17 protein-coding genes are annotated in these 18,900 nt (G+C 56.4%); 6 read left to right on the forward strand and 11 right to left on the reverse strand.

Annotation, left to right across the window (positions count from 1 at the left end):
- Nucleotides 1-200: 200 nt before the first annotated feature.
- Nucleotides 201-662 carry a GNAT family N-acetyltransferase gene (locus tag BP38_RS0102760; protein ID WP_162175109.1) on the reverse strand — a complete coding sequence of 154 codons (462 nt, stop codon included), beginning with the start codon at nt 660-662 and terminating at the stop codon, nt 201-203.
- A gap of 20 nt (nt 663-682) precedes the next feature.
- Nucleotides 683-1,177: a single-stranded DNA-binding protein gene (gene ssb / locus BP38_RS0102765; protein WP_026986476.1), complete on the reverse strand. Its 495-nt coding sequence runs from the start codon at nt 1,175-1,177 to the stop codon at nt 683-685.
- A 193-nt stretch (nt 1,178-1,370) separates the two neighbouring features.
- On the opposite strand from ssb, the gene uvrA reads away from it, so the two are divergent.
- Nucleotides 1,371-4,235, forward strand: coding sequence for an excinuclease ABC subunit UvrA (uvrA, locus tag BP38_RS0102770; RefSeq protein ID WP_026986477.1), 2,865 nt, complete (start codon nt 1,371-1,373; stop codon nt 4,233-4,235).
- Between the two features lie 5 nt (nt 4,236-4,240).
- On the opposite strand, the gene BP38_RS18665 is transcribed toward uvrA, so the two are convergent.
- The gene (locus tag BP38_RS18665; RefSeq protein WP_081816408.1) at nt 4,241-5,281 is read right to left on the reverse strand and encodes a lipid A deacylase LpxR family protein; all 1,041 of its coding nucleotides are present in this window, start codon (nt 5,279-5,281) and stop codon (nt 4,241-4,243) included.
- Between the two features lie 183 nt (nt 5,282-5,464).
- Nucleotides 5,465-7,012 carry a D-alanyl-D-alanine carboxypeptidase/D-alanyl-D-alanine endopeptidase gene (gene dacB / locus BP38_RS0102780; RefSeq protein WP_081816409.1) on the reverse strand — a complete coding sequence of 516 codons (1,548 nt, stop codon included), beginning with the start codon at nt 7,010-7,012 and terminating at the stop codon, nt 5,465-5,467.
- Between the two features lie 2 nt (nt 7,013-7,014).
- Between dacB and trmFO the strand changes: the two genes are divergently transcribed.
- On the forward strand, nt 7,015-8,370 hold the full coding sequence (gene trmFO / locus BP38_RS0102785) for a methylenetetrahydrofolate--tRNA-(uracil(54)-C(5))-methyltransferase (FADH(2)-oxidizing) TrmFO (protein ID WP_026986479.1): 1,356 nt from the start codon (nt 7,015-7,017) through the stop codon (nt 8,368-8,370).
- Between the two features lie 3 nt (nt 8,371-8,373).
- Here the strand turns inward: trmFO and BP38_RS0102790 are convergent, their stop codons facing one another.
- Entirely contained in the window at nt 8,374-9,225 is an 852-nt protein-coding gene (locus BP38_RS0102790; protein ID WP_026986480.1) for a phytoene/squalene synthase family protein, read from the reverse strand.
- A gap of 214 nt (nt 9,226-9,439) precedes the next feature.
- Here BP38_RS0102790 and BP38_RS0102795 point away from each other — a divergent pair, with 214 nt between their 5' ends.
- Both BP38_RS0102795 and BP38_RS18670 read left to right on the forward strand, forming a co-directional pair.
- Nucleotides 9,440-10,039, forward strand: coding sequence for a superoxide dismutase (locus BP38_RS0102795; RefSeq protein WP_026986481.1), 600 nt, complete (start codon nt 9,440-9,442; stop codon nt 10,037-10,039).
- Between the two features lie 169 nt (nt 10,040-10,208).
- Nucleotides 10,209-10,430 (forward strand): hypothetical protein, encoded by a 222-nt coding sequence (locus BP38_RS18670; RefSeq protein WP_035723180.1) that lies wholly within the window; start codon nt 10,209-10,211, stop codon nt 10,428-10,430.
- 58 nt (nt 10,431-10,488) lie between these two features.
- Here the strand turns inward: BP38_RS18670 and BP38_RS0102805 are convergent, their stop codons facing one another.
- The 6 genes from BP38_RS0102805 to BP38_RS0102830 form a co-directional block, all read right to left on the reverse strand.
- Nucleotides 10,489-10,863 (reverse strand): Mth938-like domain-containing protein, encoded by a 375-nt coding sequence (locus tag BP38_RS0102805; protein ID WP_026986482.1) that lies wholly within the window; start codon nt 10,861-10,863, stop codon nt 10,489-10,491.
- A 25-nt stretch (nt 10,864-10,888) separates the two neighbouring features.
- Nucleotides 10,889-11,842: a protein translocase subunit SecF gene (gene secF, locus BP38_RS22475; protein WP_026986483.1), complete on the reverse strand. Its 954-nt coding sequence runs from the start codon at nt 11,840-11,842 to the stop codon at nt 10,889-10,891.
- A gap of 16 nt (nt 11,843-11,858) precedes the next feature.
- The gene (gene secD / locus BP38_RS22480) at nt 11,859-13,424 is read right to left on the reverse strand and encodes a protein translocase subunit SecD (protein ID WP_026986484.1); all 1,566 of its coding nucleotides are present in this window, start codon (nt 13,422-13,424) and stop codon (nt 11,859-11,861) included.
- Nucleotides 13,425-13,485: 61 nt separating this feature from the next.
- Nucleotides 13,486-13,935: a preprotein translocase subunit YajC gene (gene yajC / locus BP38_RS0102820; protein ID WP_026986485.1), complete on the reverse strand. Its 450-nt coding sequence runs from the start codon at nt 13,933-13,935 to the stop codon at nt 13,486-13,488.
- A gap of 186 nt (nt 13,936-14,121) precedes the next feature.
- Nucleotides 14,122-14,580: a MarR family winged helix-turn-helix transcriptional regulator gene (locus BP38_RS0102825; RefSeq protein WP_026986486.1), complete on the reverse strand. Its 459-nt coding sequence runs from the start codon at nt 14,578-14,580 to the stop codon at nt 14,122-14,124.
- 270 nt (nt 14,581-14,850) lie between these two features.
- Nucleotides 14,851-15,924: an enoyl-CoA hydratase/isomerase family protein gene (locus tag BP38_RS0102830; protein ID WP_026986487.1), complete on the reverse strand. Its 1,074-nt coding sequence runs from the start codon at nt 15,922-15,924 to the stop codon at nt 14,851-14,853.
- A 376-nt stretch (nt 15,925-16,300) separates the two neighbouring features.
- On the opposite strand from BP38_RS0102830, the gene BP38_RS0102835 reads away from it, so the two are divergent.
- Nucleotides 16,301-17,290: a hypothetical protein gene (locus BP38_RS0102835; protein WP_026986488.1), complete on the forward strand. Its 990-nt coding sequence runs from the start codon at nt 16,301-16,303 to the stop codon at nt 17,288-17,290.
- 263 nt (nt 17,291-17,553) lie between these two features.
- Nucleotides 17,554-18,861 (forward strand): O-acetylhomoserine aminocarboxypropyltransferase/cysteine synthase family protein, encoded by a 1,308-nt coding sequence (locus BP38_RS0102840; RefSeq protein WP_026986489.1) that lies wholly within the window; start codon nt 17,554-17,556, stop codon nt 18,859-18,861.
- The last annotated feature ends 39 nt before the right edge of the window (nt 18,862-18,900 follow it).

Raw genomic sequence — 18,900 nt, forward strand, 5'->3', positions numbered from 1 at the left:
CACCCTCTCCATCGGGCTGTGCCGTTTCAGAGGACTCCGCAGCCGTGCTCACGCTCTCGTCTATGTCGCTCAAAATCGAAATCTCTGGACAGGAAAAAACACAGGAAAATCAAGGGCTGTAAAACAACCGCGATTCTTGTGTGCAGATTAGCAGATTGCCGCCCCTGCTACAAACACACAGGACCGCAGCTCAACGCCGCTTAACCGGCGGGCCGGATCATGTCCACATGGGGAATGCCATGATCGTCATAAGGCAGGCTGTTCGCCTGGAAGCCCAAGCGTTCATAGAAGTCGCAGAGATGCGATTGAGCAGACAGTTTCACGGCCTGGGGACGGAAACGCCGAGTCACTTCTACGAGCGCTTCATGGACAAGGGCCTGGCCGTGACCTTGCCCGCGATAAGCCTGGCGAATGGCAATACGCCCAAGGACCGGAGCTGGACCAGCCATGATCGGAGGCAACAGCCTCAGATACCCTGCAAGCGCCCGGGCGCCACCATGCACAGAGTCATGGTCATAGGCCAGTAAATGCAGGGCCTCTCGATCCAGGCCGTCCACATCGCAGCAGGGAGATTTCTGCTCCACCACGAATATATCGGAGCGGATCCGGAGAACTTCATACAGTTGATCGCGCGATAACTCGTCGAAACTTCTCCAGATCATCTCCATCATCCGCTCCGATTTTAGAAGGGTATCTCGTCGTCCAGGTCCCCAGGTCCGGACGAAGCGCCTCCTCCGCTACCCCCGCCGGAACCGTAATCGGCGGGAGCACCGCCACCGTAGCTGCCGCTACCGCCGCCGCCAAAATCGGACTCTCCTCCGCCTGAACGGCTGTCCAGCATGTTCAGTTCCCCACGATAGGGCCGCAGGACAACTTCGGTGGTATAGCGCTCGGAACCGGACTGGTCGGTGTACTTGCGCGTCTCCAGTTGGCCCTCGACATACAGCTTCGACCCCTTGCGCAGGTAACGCTCGCAGACGCCGACCAGGCTTTCATTGAAGATGACGATGCGATGCCATTCGGTCTTCTCGCGGCGCTCGCCAGTCTGCCTATCTTTCCATGATTCCGAGGTTGCCAGAGCCAGATTGCAGACACGCCCCCCGTTCTGCATCGTCCGTATTTCCGGGTCTCGCCCCAGGTTCCCGACCAGAATGACCTTATTCACGCTTCCCGCCATCTGCCTGCTTTCCTTTCAACGTTCTGCGGTAGAGTGGCGCAGCTTATTCATCCATCCTTGTGAACGCCACCCCGTACAGTCACGTTCCTGCAAACAGCTTGAAAATTATCTGTCCCTCACGTTAGCTAACGCTCGTCTTTTCCAGATCATTACCCATATTGGGCAGGTCGACAATCCTCAGCGTAAAACCATCATGTCCGCAGAATTCACCGGTCCCAAAATCGAGGTGCGCGGCGCCCGCGAGCACAACCTCCGCAATGTGAACGTGGATCTGCCGCGCGATAGCCTCGTGGTCATCACGGGGCTTTCCGGTTCGGGCAAGTCATCCCTGGCGTTCGACACGATCTATGCGGAAGGCCAGCGGCGTTACGTGGAATCCCTTTCCGCCTATGCACGTCAGTTCCTGGAACTGATGCAGAAGCCTGACGTGGATTCCATCGAGGGGCTTTCGCCTGCCATCTCGATCGAGCAAAAGACCACATCCAAGAATCCGCGTTCTACCGTCGGCACCGTCACCGAAATCTACGACTATCTGCGCCTGCTTTTTGCGCGCACAGGCATCCCCTATTCCCCGGCCACTGGTCTACCCATCGAAAGCCAGACTGTCAGTCAGATGGTCGATCGGGTCATGGCCATGCCAGAGGGCACCCGGCTCTACCTGCTGGCCCCCATCGTACGGGGCCGCAAGGGAGAGTACCGCAAGGAACTCCAGGAACTGCAGAAAAAGGGGTTCCAGCGCGTCAAGATCAATGGCGAGATCCACGAAATCGAGGATGCGCCAAGTCTCAACAAGAAGCAGAAGCACGACATCGAGGTCGTGGTCGACAGGCTGGTGGTACGCGAAGGTCTTGAAAGCCGCCTGGCGGATTCCTTCGAGACGGCGCTGAATCTGGCTGATGGTCTGGCCTTTACGGAGGATGCGGACAGCGCGGAACGGCAAACCTTCTCGGCACGCTTCGCCTGCCCCGTATCAGGCTTCACCATCGACGAGATCGAGCCCAGGCTGTTTTCCTTCAACAACCCCTTTGGCGCCTGCCCGGCATGCGACGGGCTGGGCAAAATGTCCTTTGTTGATGCAGATCTTGTGATCGCGGACCCGTCGAAAAGCCTGTTGCGCGGAGCCGTTGCCCCCTGGGCCAATTCCTCGTCCCCCTATTACCAGCAGACATTGGAAAGCCTGGCACGCCACCTGAATGTTGCCGTGACCGCACCTTGGCACGAACTGCCAGAGGACGCGCGTACCGCCATTCTTTTCGGTACGGGCAAGGAACCCGTACGCATGAAGTACGATGATGGCCTGCGCAGCTACGAAACCAACAAGCCCTTCGAAGGAGTCGTGCCCAACCTGGAGCGCCGTTGGCGCGAAACCGACAGCGATTGGGTTCGCGATGAAATCGAACGCTACCGTGCCAGCCATCCCTGCGAGGCCTGTGGCGGCTATCGCCTGAAACCCGAAGCCCTGGCCGTGAAGATCGATGGTCATCACATAGGCGAGGTGGCGGACTTCTCCATTGGAGAGGCCTTCGAATGGTTCCGGGATCTCGAAAGCCGGATGACAGGCAAGCAAAGTGAAATTGCCCAACGCATCCTGAAGGAGATACGCGAGCGCCTGAATTTCCTGCACGACGTCGGCCTGACTTACCTGACTCTCTCGCGGGCTTCTGCCACGCTTTCGGGAGGCGAAAGCCAGCGCATCCGCCTGGCTTCACAGATCGGCTCTGGCCTGACGGGCGTCCTCTATGTACTGGATGAGCCATCGATCGGCCTGCATCAGCGCGACAATGCCCGTCTGCTGGACACCCTGAAACGGCTGCGTGACCTGGGCAACACGGTCATCGTGGTGGAGCACGACGAGGATGCCATTCGCAGCGCGGATTATCTGGTCGACATGGGACCGGGAGCCGGAACGCACGGTGGCCGGGTCGTAGCCGCCGGCCTGCCCGAAGACATCATGCAATCCAGCGACAGCCTGACTGGGCAGTACCTGACGGGCGTGCGCCAGATAATCGTTCCTGCCAAACGCCGTAAAGGACACAAGGGGCAGAAGGTTTCCCTGCGTGGTGCAAGTGGACACAACCTAAAGAACGTGAACGCCGAGATACCACTGGGAACGCTGACCTGCATCACCGGGGTTTCCGGCAGCGGTAAATCCACGCTGACCATTGATACCCTCTACAAGTCCCTGGCCCGACGCCTGAATGGCAGCAAGGAACAACCAGCGCCACATGAAGCCATCGAAGGCCTGGAGTTCCTGGACAAGGTCATCGACATCGACCAGTCCCCCATCGGCCGCACACCGCGCTCCAACCCGGCAACCTACACCGGAGCCTTCACGCCAATTCGTGAATGGTTTTCTGGCCTGCCCGAGGCCCAGGCACGCGGCTACAAACCCGGGCGCTTTTCCTTCAACGTGAAGGGCGGGCGCTGCGAAGCTTGCCAGGGTGATGGGGTTATCAAGATCGAAATGCATTTCCTGCCTGACGTCTTCGTGGAATGCGATGTCTGCAAGGGCAAGCGCTACAACCGAGAAACGCTCGAGGTCAGATTCCGCGGCAAGTCTATTGCCGATGTCCTGGACATGACTGTCGAAGAGGCGCGCGACTTCTTCCAGGCCGTACCCTCGATCCGTGTCAAGATGGAAACGCTGGAAAAGGTCGGGCTCGGCTACATCAAGGTTGGACAGGCAGCAACCACCCTTTCAGGGGGGGAGGCCCAGCGCGTAAAACTGTCCCGGGAGCTCGCCAAGCGTTCGACAGGCAAGACCCTCTATATCCTGGACGAGCCGACCACAGGCCTCCACTTCGAGGATGTCCGCCACCTCCTACAGGTTCTGCACACCCTGGTGGACAACGGCAACACCGTGGTCGTCATCGAGCATAACCTGGAAGTGATCAAGACGGCCGACTGGCTGCTGGACCTGGGACCGGAAGGTGGCGACGGCGGTGGACGCATCATTGCCGAGGGCACACCCGAAGATGTGGCCCAGACACACGGCAGCTTCACGGGCGCGTATCTACAAGCCTACCTGCCGGCACTCAAGGACCTCAAGCGCGCCTGAGCTTCTCAGAACGGCACACGAACCGACAGAGCGACCGACCCAAAACTGTCCCAAACGTCCCGGTTCCGGATCTGGGGCGAACGATAGACCTGCGTATAGGTCAATCGCATAGGACCATAGGTAAGTGCCACCCCGCCCTGGACTTCTGCATTGAACCAGCGGCGGCTTACAGAGGGGCTGTCCCGGAAGGTGTTTCCATCCAGGAAAATGTCCCTTGCAACACCTCTGCCTTCGACACCTGCAAAGAAATAGCCGCTCAAACGGTCGTTCAGCTTGAAATAACTGGAGCCGGGCAGACTGGGACGAATTCGCGGGGCCCCGAAATCATCCTCGAGGTCGAAACCTATGCGCATCGAAGCGCCAGCGGAGCCATAGGTCATGACATTGCCTAGTGCAACGCCCGCGTGCGGCATCAGATCGATCCCGAACCGCCCCTCCGGATCGGGCTTATAGTGGAATTGCCGCCACTTGCGTTCATAACTGAGGATGAATCCGGGCTCGTTATGCAATTGGTTATCCCACCCCTTGGCGGTGGGGATATCGAGAATCCTGTGTGTGGTGTTCTGTACTTCCCGTCCCAGTGCGGCCGGCCCGACCATTCCGACATCCAGGGCAAGCGATTGGAACAACCCATAGTTTTCGTCATAGGCGATTGCACCCAAGCTGCCATACAGCCAGCCGGCGTAAGGTCTGTCGTTATCGATCAGATCTCGTTCCTGGGTATCGCTGGGAGTGAAGATGCTTTGCCCGAAGGACAGGCTGTAACGAAGACGGTCGCCATAACTCAGGAAGGGAATGGCCTCGATCAGGTTCCGGGCCCAATGGCTGCCCTGCTTCTCATCGGAGAGGTATTCAAACACGAAGCCACTGGTATAGTCGCGATCCGTTCCGGAGACGGAATCGTTTTCCAGTTGAAAGGTTAAGGTCCCCTTCTCACGGTGGTCCTTTTTCTCCTGCGGCGACTGCTCATCCTGTCCCAGGGCAGGCAGGGAGAAACACGACAGAAGCAATCCCGCTGCCCCACTTATAGCCAGTCTGTAATTCACGACGGGAAAGTCCTTTAGTGTAATTCCAAGTAAGCTGCGACTTCAGCAATAGATAAAAATCTACGTAACGGCAAGAAAACAGGCTATGACAAAAGTTGCATGATTTCTGGTCATCGGATCATGCGTTGCAGCAGGCGACTTCGCTAAAGGGCTGCTTTCTCTCAGGCACCACTGGCCACGCATCTACTGGGATTGATTGGCTGTTCCCTCCCAATAGGGCGCCAAATCCTGGCGCATGGCCTCGAATATCTCTGCGCGCGGAATCGGTTGGCCGGGCGCACCGTTCACCAGGAAGGCAAAGGCTCCCCATCCGCCATCCCGAAAGCGCAGATAGCCAGCCAAACTGGTAACCGTCACGGGCTCGCTGAGGCCACCCGTTTTCACTGCCAATCGCCTCAGCCAATCCGGATCCCGCTTCTTGAGGCTGCTGCCAGCCGTATGATCAGGCACGGTCAAGCTGCTTAGGAAAGCGGGAAAAAGCCCCGGTTTCTGGCGATAGTAATGATCCAGGACGGCTATCAATGCGCCGGCCGAGAGACGATTGTCCGTGTCCAGGCCACTGCCATCGAACAAGCGTATGCCAGAAAAGGAGTCGGGGAAGAGTGTACCGGAGCTTTCTGCCAGATGGCCGGCATAGACCTGGAGCCTTTGCGCGGCTTCTGCCACTGACAGCGGCGGCCTGCCGCCCTTATCCACATCGAGGTTCAGCAGCAGGACATCGGACATGTAGTTGTTGCTATACCGCATCATCCCCGCCAAGGACGAATCCAACCTGTCTCCACTATGTCTGACCAGTTGTACGGCACTCTTCGGCGGAGGTTCGTGCGTGACCCGGACCGTTCCCTGAATCGAAATGCCCTGTTCCTCCAGGAAAGCCTGAAACAGCAATCCAGTCTGCAGGTCGGGATTTCCGGCAGAACGGTACAACATACGTCCATCCCGCCCTGGTGCCAGGCTACCGGACAGTTCGATGACGTCCCGTCCACCGGATAAGGTTGCGCGTCGGGCAGCGAGGTATCCGCCCCGCTCGCTTGCCACATGGCCCTTGAGTTCGACTTCAGGCAGATCAAAGGGATACAATCTGGTTCGAACAGTCCCGTCCTGATGCTCGACGGTAATGCTCCAGCTGGCATAGTTGCTGCCAGCAGAAGAAAGCGGCGCATCATAGGCATTGCGCGAAGCCTGCCTAGCCTCGCAACGATCCTGGACATTGCAGGCCACCAAACCAAAGCGTGACGCATTCACAACCAGATCGCCTTCTATGCGCCTGAGTCCCTTCCGGGAGAGTGCGCGCGCCATCTTCCAGAAGTCCTCATCGGTCAGCGCGGGATCTCCACCTCCCAGCAGGACCAGATTTTCAACGCTTCCGTTCCGCAGGGGGCTGGAGCCAAGAAGCCGGGTTTCGAAACGATGATCGGGCCCCCAGGTTTCAAGCGCCAGACCTGCGGTGAACAGCTTCGTAACCGAGGCCGGAATCAAGCTGCGATCTGCAGAGTTTTCCGCCAACACCTGCCTTGTCTGCAAATCAACGATCGCTGCAGAAAAGGAGGCACCTTTCTGTTGCTGTAAGGCCTTCATTGCCGAGAATGGCTCGGCGCCTACAGGCAGACAGTACAAAGCAACCAACAGGAAGCCTATCATTGTCCTGGATAACAGTTTGACTGCCATGTTCCGGGTTGCCTCTCTGCACTGCTCGCATTGTATCAAGCCTGCAGCTTCGCTATGTGTCATGCATGAGTAAAGAACAAGTCCATATCATAGGCGGCGGCCTGGCTGGCAGTGAAGCAGCCTGGCAATTGGCGCAAGCTGGCGTTCCGGTCTTGCTTCACGAGATGCGCCCAATCTGCAAGACCGAAGCGCACCAGACGGACTCATTGGCCGAACTGGTGTGTTCGAATTCCTTTCGCTCCGATGATGCAATGAACAATGCCGTTGGCCTGCTGCATGAGGAAATGCGCCGCTGCAATTCCCTCATACTTGCCATGGGGGACCGCAACCGCCTGCCGGCTGGGGGCGCGTTGGCCGTAGACCGGCACGGGTTTTCAGCCGATGTCACCGCTGCGCTCGAAGCCGAACCGCTGATCGAGATCGACCGGAACGAGGTAGCAGGCCTGCCACCCGAAAGCTGGAGCCAGGTGATCGTGGCAACCGGTCCGCTCACCTCCAGTGCTCTTGCGGAAGGCATTCGCGATCTCAGCGACATGGAATCGCTAGCTTTCTTCGATGCGATCGCGCCGATTGTCTACAAGGAGTCCATCGATTTCTCCAAGGCGTGGTTCCAGTCGCGCTATGACAAGGGCGACGGCAGTGACTACATCAACTGTCCTCTGAATGAAGCGGAATACGAGCGTTTCATTACAGCCCTGTTGGAAGGTGAAAAGACCGCCTTCAAGGAGTGGGAGAAAGACACTCCCTATTTCGAAGCCTGTCTGCCCATCGAGGTAATGGCCGAACGTGGGGCCGAAACTCTGCGCTATGGTCCGATGAAGCCGGTTGGATTGCACGACCCTCACAGGGAGGAGCCACCTTATGCAGTGGTTCAACTGCGTCAGGATAATGCCCTGGGAACACTTTATAATATCGTCGGTTTCCAGACCAAGCTGAAGTATGGCGCCCAGGCCGAGATCTTCCGCATGATCCCGGGTCTGGAGAATGCCGAATTCGCCCGACTGGGCGGAATCCATCGCAATACCTTCATCAACTCTCCGCGCCTGCTGGATGGAACCCTGCGTCACAGAAAGGCGCCTCACTTGCGCTTTGCCGGTCAGATAACCGGAGTGGAAGGCTATGTGGAATCAGCGGCCATCGGTCTGCTGGCCGGTCGTTTCGCAGCTTCGGAACAGAATGGCGATGAAATATCCCTGCCGCCACGCCCTACGGCGCTGGGCAGCTTACTGGCACATATCACCGGGGATGCCGAAGCGGAAACCTTCCAGCCAATGAACATAAACTTCGGTCTGTTGCCGCTCGCGCCGGCAGCGGCCAATGGCAAGAAGCTGCGCAAGAAGGACCGCAAACCCGCCATGGCAGAACGCGCCCTCAAGGAACTCGATGCCTGGCTTGGAAAGACCCGCGCTGCTGCCGAGTAACGTTCAGAAACGGCCCCGCCAAGCGTTCCAACTCACCTTCCAGGCGCCTCTTCCCTCCAGGCGCGCTAGGCGCGGATTGAAGGGATCGTAGGCTGCGCGCTCCAATGCCTTCAGATGAAGGTCGTTCAGACCGGCAATGAGAAAGGGTGCACGACGGTGGCTTTTTATGCTGCGCGCAAGGTCACGCGCTTCCGACAGGTGCTCTTCCGCCCGTCTCGCCAGGCGCATCGCAACACCGGAAACCTGATCAGAGCCTCTCAACTCGAAAAGGTCGCTACGCTCTACGCCCGCCACCTCCATGTGGTCTTCCGGAAGATAGAGCCGCTTCTGCCGTGCGTGGAAGGGTACGGCTCTTATAAGGCCGGTTAAGGCCCATGCAATCCCCACATGACGGGCAACCTTGCGTTCATGCTCGTCCGGTAGCGCCCCAAGCGCCGCCAATGCAATGCAGAGCAACTCCGCAGATGTGGCGTCGGCATAATCTTCAAGCTCGCCAAGATTGGCCGGGGGGGCCGGATCCAGATCGAAGGACCTGGCATCCAGGATGCGCTCGAAGGACTGTGAGACCCCTTTCAGGTTCTCCCTGCCCGTTTCCAGTGCCTGTAGCACGGGATGCGCGCGTGTATTCCCCTTCCAAAGTTCCGAAAGACCTTCACTCCACCACTGTAGCCGAATTTCTCCAAGCGTGGCCTCGCTGACCGTCTCGGCTGTCTTGGCAACCTCGAGGTTCCAGGCATAGACAGCGGCAAGCAAGTTGCGTTGCTCTGTGTTGCAGAAGAGAGTCGTCAGGTAGCGGGCGTGGTCTTGTCGACGCACTCTTTCCAGGCAATAGCTTGTGGCACTCTGGCTTTCCATGGACGCGGTCTATCATGCTGCCCACAGTGCTTCCAGCCTTGTACAACCCCATAGGACAATTGGAAATTTTCTGCCGATTACAGCTTGCCCAAGTCGCTGCATCTGTTCACATTCGCTCAAGAATACCTATCTGTATTGGATAAGGGTCATCACACACCGGGGCCGACAGGGATCGGGTCGGTTATTCACGTTCTATAAAATAAGGAGAGACTCAATGGCTTTCGAGCTTCCAAAACTGCCATATGCCCAGGATGCCCTTGAACCCTATTACTCCGAGCGCACACTCAGCTTCCACCATGGCAAGCATCATCAGGCCTATGTGACGAAGACCAATGATCTGGTTTCCGGGACCGAACTCGAAGGTAAATCGATCGAGGACGTCATCAGGGCCGCCAAGTCATCGAACAACACGACTCTCTTCAATCAGTCGGCCCAGGTCTGGAACCACACCTTCTTCTGGCACAGCATGAAGCCTGGTGGCGGTGGCAAGCCGACGGGCGATGTTGCTTCCAAGATTGACGAGGCCTATGGCTCCCACGACAAGTTCGTCGAGGAGTACAAGGCAAAGGCTGCAGGAAACTTCGGCAGCGGCTGGACTTGGCTGGTGCTGGAAGGCGGAAAGGTGAAAATCGTCAATACGGACGATGCCGACACGCCACTGGTCAATGACGGCCAAACGCCCCTGCTGACAATCGACGTTTGGGAACACGCCTATTATCTGGACTACCAGAACCGCCGTCCCGATTTCGTTCAGGCCTTCTTTGATCACCTTGTGAACTGGGACTTCGTGAACGAGAACCTTTCGAAGGCCTGAGGCACGTAACTTTCTGAAAAAGGGCTGCCTGTGGAGGCAGCCCTTTTTCTATGCCGGGAAATCATCCACCAGACAGACACAGGAAGAACTCTTGTAACCTGTGGCTCCCGGGTAGTATTTCCTTGCAACTGGCGCTTATCATTTGAACGACCTTCGACGGAGAAGCCTTTTGCGAGCCATCAAGATTGTTGCCATTGCCCTGATCATTGCAGGAGTGATTACGCTGGTCCTCCCCTACATTCCCTTTACCGAGGAAAAAGAGGTCCTGGATGTAGGCCCCATCACGGCAACAGCCGAAGATGAAGAGCGTATCCAGATTTCTCCATTCATTGGGTTTGGTTTGCTGGTGGTTGGCTCGGTCCTGCTGATCTTTGACCGGACCAAGCAATAGCCGGGCAAAAGGAACTTCGCTTAAGCCACCCACTGCGTTTTCCCTATCTCTGGCCGGGTCACTCGACAGCAATCAGGGCGGCTGCCACACGCCGCCCTTCAGCCTGCAAGACATTATAGGTTCGCGAGGCGGCCCCTGTATCCATGGGTTCGACCGCCACCCCCTTTTCCTTCAAAGCGGCGCGGAAATTGCGCGGAATCATGACGGTTTTGCGGCCGAGTCCCAATAACAGCAGTTCCACCTCGGACCGGTCAGTTACGTGATCTAGACTTTCAACGGACAACTCATCGCTGGATGACACCGCCCAGGCAATGGTCTGGTCCGGCAGGATCAGGATCGATCCCTCGTAACGATAGCCCGAAACACGAAAGCCCATGTCCCCATAGGCTTCGATCACCTGTCGTCCCTCAGGCACAAGCGGCGTAATATCCATGTCATGGCTCCTCTTTCAGGAGGAATCAGACCTGCGGCACGCCGTCCTGGGCTTTCGTGCGGCCCTCTTCCTGCTTGTCGACCGGCTCGCTCTTGACGCCCATGTAATAAAGCAACGGCACAGCCACCCCGACACTGGAGAATGTGCCAATCACAATGCCCCAGATCAGGCCTGCTGTGAATCCGCGAATCACTTCACCTCCGAAGAAGTAGAGCGAGAACAGGGCCAACAGGGTTGTCAGCGAAGTCATCAAGGTTCTGGACAGCGTATCATTCAGGGCCTTGTTGAGAACCTCGCTGATCGGCAGCTTCTTGTACTTCCGTGCCGATTCCCTGACGCGGTCGAAAATAACGACGGTATCGTTGATTGAATAACCGGCAATGGTCAGCACGGCGGCCAAGGTCGCCAGATTGAATTCGATCTGCGTAACGGTGAAAAAGCCGATCGTCGCAATCACGTCATGCACCAATGCCAGCAGAGCTGCCGCGGCAAACTGCCATTCGAAACGAAACCAGACGTATACCGCGATCCCCAGCAAGGCCAACAGGGTCGCAAGCGTTCCGGCTTCGCGGAGTTCTGCCCCGACCTTCGGGCCGACAAATTCAGTGCGTCGGTAATTGACGACCACATCGTCGATTTCAGACTTCACTCTCTCGATGGCTTCCTGCTGCGCTTCCGCATCTCCGTCCTGCCGCTGGATATTGATCAGGATGTCATTGGGGGCCCCAAATTCCTGCAGCGTCACTTCTCCTAGATCCAGGGCTCCGAGACGTGAGCGCAATTCCGGTAGATCCGCAGGACCGTCGGTTTCGATCTCGATCAAGGTCCCGCCCCTGAAATCGATACCGAAGTTCAGTCCAAACGCGGCAAGGCAAATGATCGATCCGGTCATGATCAAGGCCGCAACCGCCAACGTCACGCGGCGGGCGTTGAGAAACTTGATGCGCGAATTTTCGGGAAAGAAGCGTATGAGGGCCATTAAGAATATCGCTCTATCAGATTGGCAGCTGCTTGGGACGGCGACTGCGCAGCCAGCCCACGATTATGGCACGGGTCACCATGATGGCTGTAAACATCGAGGTTACCAGACCGATGGCAAGGGTGATGGCAAACCCCTTGATTGGGCCGGTCCCGAAAACGAACAGCAATACAGCGGCGATCAGGGTGGTAACATTACCGTCGATGATGGCCGATAGCGCTTGCCGGTACCCTGTATCGATCGCGGAAACGGGCCCACGGCCATTGCGAACTTCCTCTCGAATGCGTTCGAAGATAAGCACGTTCGCATCAACAGCCATGCCTATGGTCAACACGATACCTGCAATTCCGGGAAGCGTCAGGGTCGCCTGAAGTCCCGAGAGCACGGCCACAATCAGCACGATGTTGGTGGTCAAGGCGACAGAGGCCATGACCCCGAACAGCCCATAGACAGCCATGATGAATATCACCACGCCAACCAGGCCGAGGATGGAAGCGATCTCGCCAGCACGGATCGAATCCGCACCGAGCCCAGGGCCAATCGATCTTTCCTCGATCACGGTCAGTTCAGCGGGCAAGGCGCCTGCTCTCAGAAGAAGCGCCAAATCCTGGACTTCCTGGGTACTGAAATCGCCGCTGATGACACCACGCCCCCCCGTGATGGGCTCACGGATGACCGGCGCACTTATAACCTTCTCGTCAAGGACGATCGCAAAGGGGTTTCCGACATTCTCACGTGTCACATCAGCAAAACGCTGCGCGCCTACGGAATCGAACGAGAAAGAAACGACTGGCTGGCCTTCCTGGAAAGTTGCCTGTGCATCCGTCAGATTGTCGCCACTCACCATCACACGTCGGCGAACCACGTATTCAAAAGGTTCACCATCCGGTCCCAACTCTTCCGAGGGAAGAACCTGGGAGCCAGCCGGAATATTGTCGGAATCCGCCGATGTATCGGTATCGACCAGATGGAAGGTCAGCTTCGCCGTTCTTCCCAGAATATCCTTGATGCGTTCCGGATCATCCACACCCGGCAACTGGACGAGAATGCGATCTTCACCCTGCTGCTGAATCGCCGGCTCCCGCGTGCCGGTTTCATCGATGCGGCGACGGACGATCTCGATCGACTGCTGAACGATATTGGTCTGCCGCTGAGTCTTGGCCTGGTCCGTCAGGGATATGCGCCCCTCGCCTTCCCCATTGATCGACAGGTTTGCATTCCCGAGATAGTCGGAAAGTGTCTGCCGCGCTGCGTCCGCCTGCTCGGGGTCAGTCAGGTTGAAAGTGACTTCCTCTCCACGAACGGCCAGATCGGTATAGCCAATGCGTTCGCTCCTGAGTTCAGAGCGAACCGTATCCTGCAGACCTTCCAGCTGCTCCTCGAAGACGGACTCGATATCCACTTCAAGCAGAAGGTGAGAGCCGCCCTGCAGGTCCAGGCCCAGATTGATCTGCTCGTTGGGGACCCAATCGGGCAGGCTATCCAGTAGCTGGCGAGACAGGATGTTTGGCAGGGCGAAAACAACACCCAGTATCAGCACGGCAACAACAAACAGAAGCTGCCAGCGCGAAAAATGGACCATGGTTCAGGCGCTTTCGAGGACGGCTAACACAGTGACGGCAATCCAGGCAGCATTCAGCCGCCTACTGTTTTTCGTCGGATCTCGTCTCTTCGGCTTGGTCTTCTGGCTCAGCTTCAGAAGATTCGCTTTCCGGCTCCGACTTGCGGCTCTGGGACTGTTTTCCGCGTCCGCCCTTTTCCTTGGAGGAACTGCGGATGGGTGCACCCTTCTCGATGACCTCCGTGATGGTCTGGCGCATGACCTGGACGCGTGTTCCCTGGGCGATCTCGACCTCGACCTCGGAATCACTGGTCACCTTGATGATCTGTCCGACAATGCCCCCTGACGTGACAATCCGGTCACCACGCTCCAGAGACTGGATCATTTCACGATGCTGCTTCATTTTCTTCTGTTGCGGCCGAATCAGAAGGAAATAGAAGATGACAAAGATCAGGATGAACGGCAGGACGGACATCAGGAGATTTCCGCCATCGGCAGCGGCACCCTGTGCATAGGCCGGGGAAACGAACATGCTCACTCCTAAGAATTGGCTTCCTGGGCCGGAATCGAAAAACCTAGGCCCACGCGAATGAGCGGACTATAGCCCTGAACACGCGAAATGCAATGATAGGCCGGCAATTGCTGCCATCATGCAAACACCAGACAGCAATCACCGCTTTGACGCATGCCTTTTCCACGGATCAGCCAGAGGCACTTGTTAGCCTCTGGCGGAAAAATGTTCCGGGGTGGACCAGTAACGAAGCAAACGTGACAGTGTATCTCCGGCAGAGTTCAACTCGTCAGCACTCAGACCCAATTCCTGCATGTCCGAAGAGTGTTTTTCGAAAAGGCTGTCCAAGTGCTTGAAGATCACCATGCCTTTCTCACTGACCCTGACATGGGTTGAGCGGCGATCATGCGGTGAGCGTTCCTGGACCAGGTAGCCGTTCTCGACCAGCTTCTTGACATTGTAGGAAACGTTGGACCCCAGATAATACCCACGTTGCGTGAGTTCACCGACGGTCACTTCGCCTTCACCGATATTGAAGATGATCAGGGCCTGAACATTATTGAGATCTCGGATTCCTTCACGCTCGATCTCAGCCTTGACCAACTCGAGACATTGTCGGTGCAGCCGTTCAATCATGCGGATCATTTCAAGATACGCAGCTTTCACAGGGGGTCTCCTAATTCTTGATGAAGCGTCCCTACCTAGGCGCTTGATCCGTTATCGAGCTTTATGTGGTTCTTACAAATCCTGCAGTAAATCTCACGTTTCGTACAGAATTTAAAGCACTAACACTCTGCAGGAGAATCTGTCTCGAGCTTAAGTTTAGCCCTCTGCCTTGGTTCAGGAATAACTTGAATCCAGTAGTATCGGGACCCTTCCCCTTATGCCTTGTCGTGAACAAAAGCCATACCAGGACATAACAGCAGGCGGCAGTGATCAAGCAACAACAAGCTCTGACTCTCCAAGGGCGTGAAAATGAGCCTGCACCACTTCCCGGGTGACTTCATCCAGAGTGGCAGGGCTCCATTTTGGAGCATGATCCTTGTCAACCAGAACGGCACGGATGCCCTCATAGAAATCATGCCCCGCCATGCAAGCCTGGCTCATGCGATATTCCATGCGCATGCAGGAATCAAAATCCAGATTGGCCGCACGCTGGAGTTCCTCAAAGCTGATTGCAAGGGACGTAGGAGAGCGCTTTTGCAGTATTTCCAGATGCTCACTTGCCCATTCCGAACTGTCCTCCCGAAGTGAATGGAGAACAGCACTGACACTATTCTGTCCAAAATGTCGACTGATGTCCCTGATATCTTTTGCAAGCCCACTCTCACCAGCGACGTCTGAATGACGTTCAAGGATTTCGGAAATCTTGGCGTCCCAAGTCCAGGGCTCATCCTCCACAATGTCCAATACTGCAAGCTCACGGATCGTATCTACAAGGCGGTCAGATGCTATATAATGCGTCGCCAGTCCCGTATAAAGCGCATCTGCAGCGTCCAGCCTAGCCCCAGTCAGGGCCAGGTATAGGCCCAGAGGCTCCTGCAGCCGTGACAGGAAATAGGAACCTCCAACATCGGGGAAAAAGCCGATTGCCGTTTCCGGCATGGCCATGATCGTCTTTTCGGTTGCAACGCGGTAGCGCCCATGGACTGAAACCCCCATGCCGCCCCCCATTGTGATCCCATCAAGCAACGCAATGAAAGGCTTTGGAAAATGCTTGATTGCCCGATTGAGCTTATATTCCTCCCGGAAGAACCGTTGAGTCAGGTCGCTCCCCTCGCATCCAGCTTCGTAGACCGCTCGCACATCACCACCCGCACAGAATGCTTTCGGGCCAGTGCCCTGGATTATGACAGCTTGCGCCGCTGCATCTTCGCGCCATTCCTCGAGCTTGGCATGCAAGGCCTCGATCATTTCCAAGGTCAAGGCATTCAGGGCCTTTGGACGGTCCAAGGTTACCATGCCGATACTGCCCTGTTGCTCGAATAGAATATTCGGGTCCCCTGACATCTAGCTTTTCCCTGAATCCATGGACGTCTGAAGCGCGAGGAGCGCAGATAACGCTCCATCAGGATGGCCGTCAAATACCTTCTCTATCAGAATCTCTATCTACGAGTTTGAATTTGTCAAAATCCACGCAGAAGAATACAGAGAAGTAAATTTTTGACAAATCTCTTTTAAAAATCTCACGATGAAATCTTAAACAAACTCTCCCTGCAATTGAACCAGTAACTTTTCAAAAACTCTCAAGAGAAAATCTCGGAAATCTCTATATATTGAAAATATACATTGTGCAAACCTCGCTCTTCCTGCGAACTTGCTATAATAATCATAAAGAATGCTGAATTCCCAGGAACAGGCACACCTAATCGGGCGGACCTCTTACATGAATGTACATTATCCCTCTACGGACAGCGGCTCCTCTCAGACACATGATAGCCAAAGCTGCACATGGTGGATTGATGATCAGGCCAACTGGCGCCTGGTTACCCCCGAAAGCGAGCTTCCCCACCTTCGTGATCCTGTAAACCATGATCCGGAAGCGCTTCACTTCCTATACAGCTGGCTTGGAATGATCCGCGTCGACAAACAGTCAAAGGTCCTCACCATCGAATGGGATATCCAAACCGTTCAGCCAGACAGCCTGGCAGCAGCGAAGACCTATTTGGACAGCCTTCATGATCAGCAGCATTCGATAGACGAATTCGTGCTGCACTACTGCTATGGAGGCTGGTGCCGTGAATCTTTCAAGGCCTCGTCAAACGCATTGGCCCGCCTGGAACAAACTGAAGCCTATCGCAACGTAGTGCCTTTCGAGGGGCCCACGATCCATCCGATCGAACTTCAGACACTGGACAGGGATCAACTCCAGTCCCACCTCCGAAGGGCGCTGGATTTATGGGATGAAGTAATCAATCGCCCGCGGGGAGAGGCACTGTCACTTTTTTTCCAGCACCCGGAACTGGTCGAGCGCATGGTTGCCTATACGCGAGACAGTTTGGGAAGTCTGGTTTACGAACACATTGGTGAGGAGTCGCTCTTTGCAAAGGCTTACGGCCATGGCGAGACTTCGCAATTGATTGGGCAGAATTGCGCTTTCGATCCGGATCATCCGACCTCCAAGAATCCTATTTGCGAGGCCTACGAAGCAGTTCTTTCCTCATGCCAGCCCCGGTATGACAAGCTTCGCACTCTCTACTCCCGCAATGAAGCTCGGTACTGGATCAGTTGCGAGCGCCTGCTGCTGCCATTTACTCTCGCAGGCGGCGAGCAATACCTCTTGGCCATTTGCTGCCCGCTTGAAATGACCGCCATTCCTTCACCCTTGCATGAAAATGGAAGTGATGCAGGACGCTCGCGTTCACGTACAGCTTGACAACGGGCACCTTACAACGCTTTCTAAGTGACGCGCCGATTTGAGGAATCAGCTTGCGGGCGCATGAAAAATACGGCTAAAGCGGATGGAAACGCTCCGGCTTTGGCTGGAGCGTTTTTTGCTTTAAGGTTTGGCTGACCAAACAGCTTCCGGCGATTTGAGGGCAGCTTGCTCCGGGTTATCAAATGGCTAAAGCGTCATAGACGTAGCTCCCTCCCCCGGACATCGGTCCGGGACAACACGAACCACAGAGGGCGTTTTCCATGAGCACGACATCGCACAATCCCGAAACCATTGTCCTGCATAGCGGGTACAGAGCAGATCCGGCCACTGGCGCGGTCGCCGTCCCCATCTATCAGACGACTTCCTACCAGTTCGAAGACACAGCACACGCAGAAAGCCTCTTTGCGCTGCAGCAACTGGGAAACATCTACAGCCGCATCATGAACCCCACCTGCGATGTCCTGGAAAAGCGCGTCGCAGCCCTTGAAGGTGGAGCTGCTGCCCTGGCCCTGGCCTCAGGTCAAGCCGCGTCTGCCTATTCAATCCAGAACATCGCACAAGCCGGCGACAACATTGTAAGTTCGACAGATCTCTACGGCGGAACCTGGAACCTTTTCGCCAATACCCTGCCGCAGCAGGGGATCGAAGTCCGCTTTGTAGACCCTTCGGATCCCGAGAATTTTCGGCGAGCCACGGACTCGAAGACTCGCGCCTATTACGCGGAAACCCTGCCGAACCCCAAGCTTGAAGTCTTTCCCATTTCCGATGTGGCCGCCATCGGCCAGGATCTTGGCGTTCCCCTGATCATGGACAATACGGCTGCGCCTGTTCTCTGCCGCCCCCTGGAACAGGGGGCCAGTATCGTTGTCTATTCGGCTACCAAGTATCTGGGGGGACACGGCACGACCATCGGAGGCCTGATCGTCGATGGCGGCAATTTCGATTGGGAGAAGCATTCCGAGCGCTTCCCCCTCCTGAACCAGCCTGACCCCAGCTACCATGACGCTGTATGGACGGAAGCTGCCAAACCATTGGGCCCCATTGCCTACATACTGAAGGCACGTGTCACGATACTGCGTGATCTTGGCGCGGCCATGAGCCCCTTCAGTGCCTTCCAATTGATCCAGGGACTGGAAACCCTGCCATTGCGGATGCGTGAACACTGCCGAAACGCCGCTGAGGTTGCGCAGTTCCTTCAGGATCGCAGCGAAGTGGCAAAGGTCATCTACCCAACCATCAATGATGATGCGGACAAACGCGCCCGAGCCGACAAGTATCTTCAGGGCGGCAAGGGCGGCCTTCTGGGTTTTGAACTGAAGGGGGGCGCCGAAGCGGGACGCCGTTTTATCGATTCCCTTCAGCTTTTCTACCACGTCGCAAACATCGGGGACGCACGCAGCCTGGCCATTCATCCGGCCACGACGACGCATTCCCAGTTGAGCGAGGAAGATCAGCAGCGTTCCGGCGTGACCCCCGGCTATGTGAGGCTTTCAATTGGCATCGAGCACATTGACGACATCCTGGCCGATCTGGACCACAGCTTGACCGAAGCCGGCAAGGCCGGCTGATTTCCTTACTGCAAGCCGCAGATCCGAACAGGGGCAGGC

It is taken from the genome of Fodinicurvata fenggangensis DSM 21160 (assembly GCF_000686045.1).
Lineage (GTDB): Bacteria > Pseudomonadota > Alphaproteobacteria > Kiloniellales > DSM-21159 > Fodinicurvata > Fodinicurvata fenggangensis.

Excerpts from the sequence above, each read along its gene's own strand:
- BP38_RS0102830 (WP_026986487.1), bottom strand. The coding sequence starts at position 15,924 with ATGTCAGGGGACCCGAATATTCTATTCGAGCAACAGGGCAGTATCGGC.
- yajC (WP_026986485.1), bottom strand. The coding sequence starts at position 13,935 with ATGTTCGTTTCCCCGGCCTATGCACAGGGTGCCGCTGCCGATGGCGGA.
- BP38_RS0102790 (WP_026986480.1), bottom strand. The coding sequence starts at position 9,225 with ATGGAAAGCCAGAGTGCCACAAGCTATTGCCTGGAAAGAGTGCGTCGA.
- BP38_RS0102795 (WP_026986481.1), top strand. The coding sequence starts at position 9,440 with ATGGCTTTCGAGCTTCCAAAACTGCCATATGCCCAGGATGCCCTTGAA.
- dacB (WP_081816409.1), bottom strand. The coding sequence starts at position 7,012 with ATGACACATAGCGAAGCTGCAGGCTTGATACAATGCGAGCAGTGCAGA.
- BP38_RS0102840 (WP_026986489.1), top strand. The coding sequence starts at position 17,554 with ATGAGCACGACATCGCACAATCCCGAAACCATTGTCCTGCATAGCGGG.
- BP38_RS0102835 (WP_026986488.1), top strand. The coding sequence starts at position 16,301 with ATGAATGTACATTATCCCTCTACGGACAGCGGCTCCTCTCAGACACAT.
- BP38_RS0102760 (WP_162175109.1), bottom strand. The coding sequence starts at position 662 with ATGATCTGGAGAAGTTTCGACGAGTTATCGCGCGATCAACTGTATGAA.
- ssb (WP_026986476.1), bottom strand. The coding sequence starts at position 1,177 with ATGGCGGGAAGCGTGAATAAGGTCATTCTGGTCGGGAACCTGGGGCGA.
- secF (WP_026986483.1), bottom strand. The coding sequence starts at position 11,842 with ATGGCCCTCATACGCTTCTTTCCCGAAAATTCGCGCATCAAGTTTCTC.
- BP38_RS0102805 (WP_026986482.1), bottom strand. The coding sequence starts at position 10,863 with ATGGATATTACGCCGCTTGTGCCTGAGGGACGACAGGTGATCGAAGCC.
- uvrA (WP_026986477.1), top strand. The coding sequence starts at position 1,371 with ATGTCCGCAGAATTCACCGGTCCCAAAATCGAGGTGCGCGGCGCCCGC.
- secD (WP_026986484.1), bottom strand. The coding sequence starts at position 13,424 with ATGGTCCATTTTTCGCGCTGGCAGCTTCTGTTTGTTGTTGCCGTGCTG.
- trmFO (WP_026986479.1), top strand. The coding sequence starts at position 7,015 with ATGAGTAAAGAACAAGTCCATATCATAGGCGGCGGCCTGGCTGGCAGT.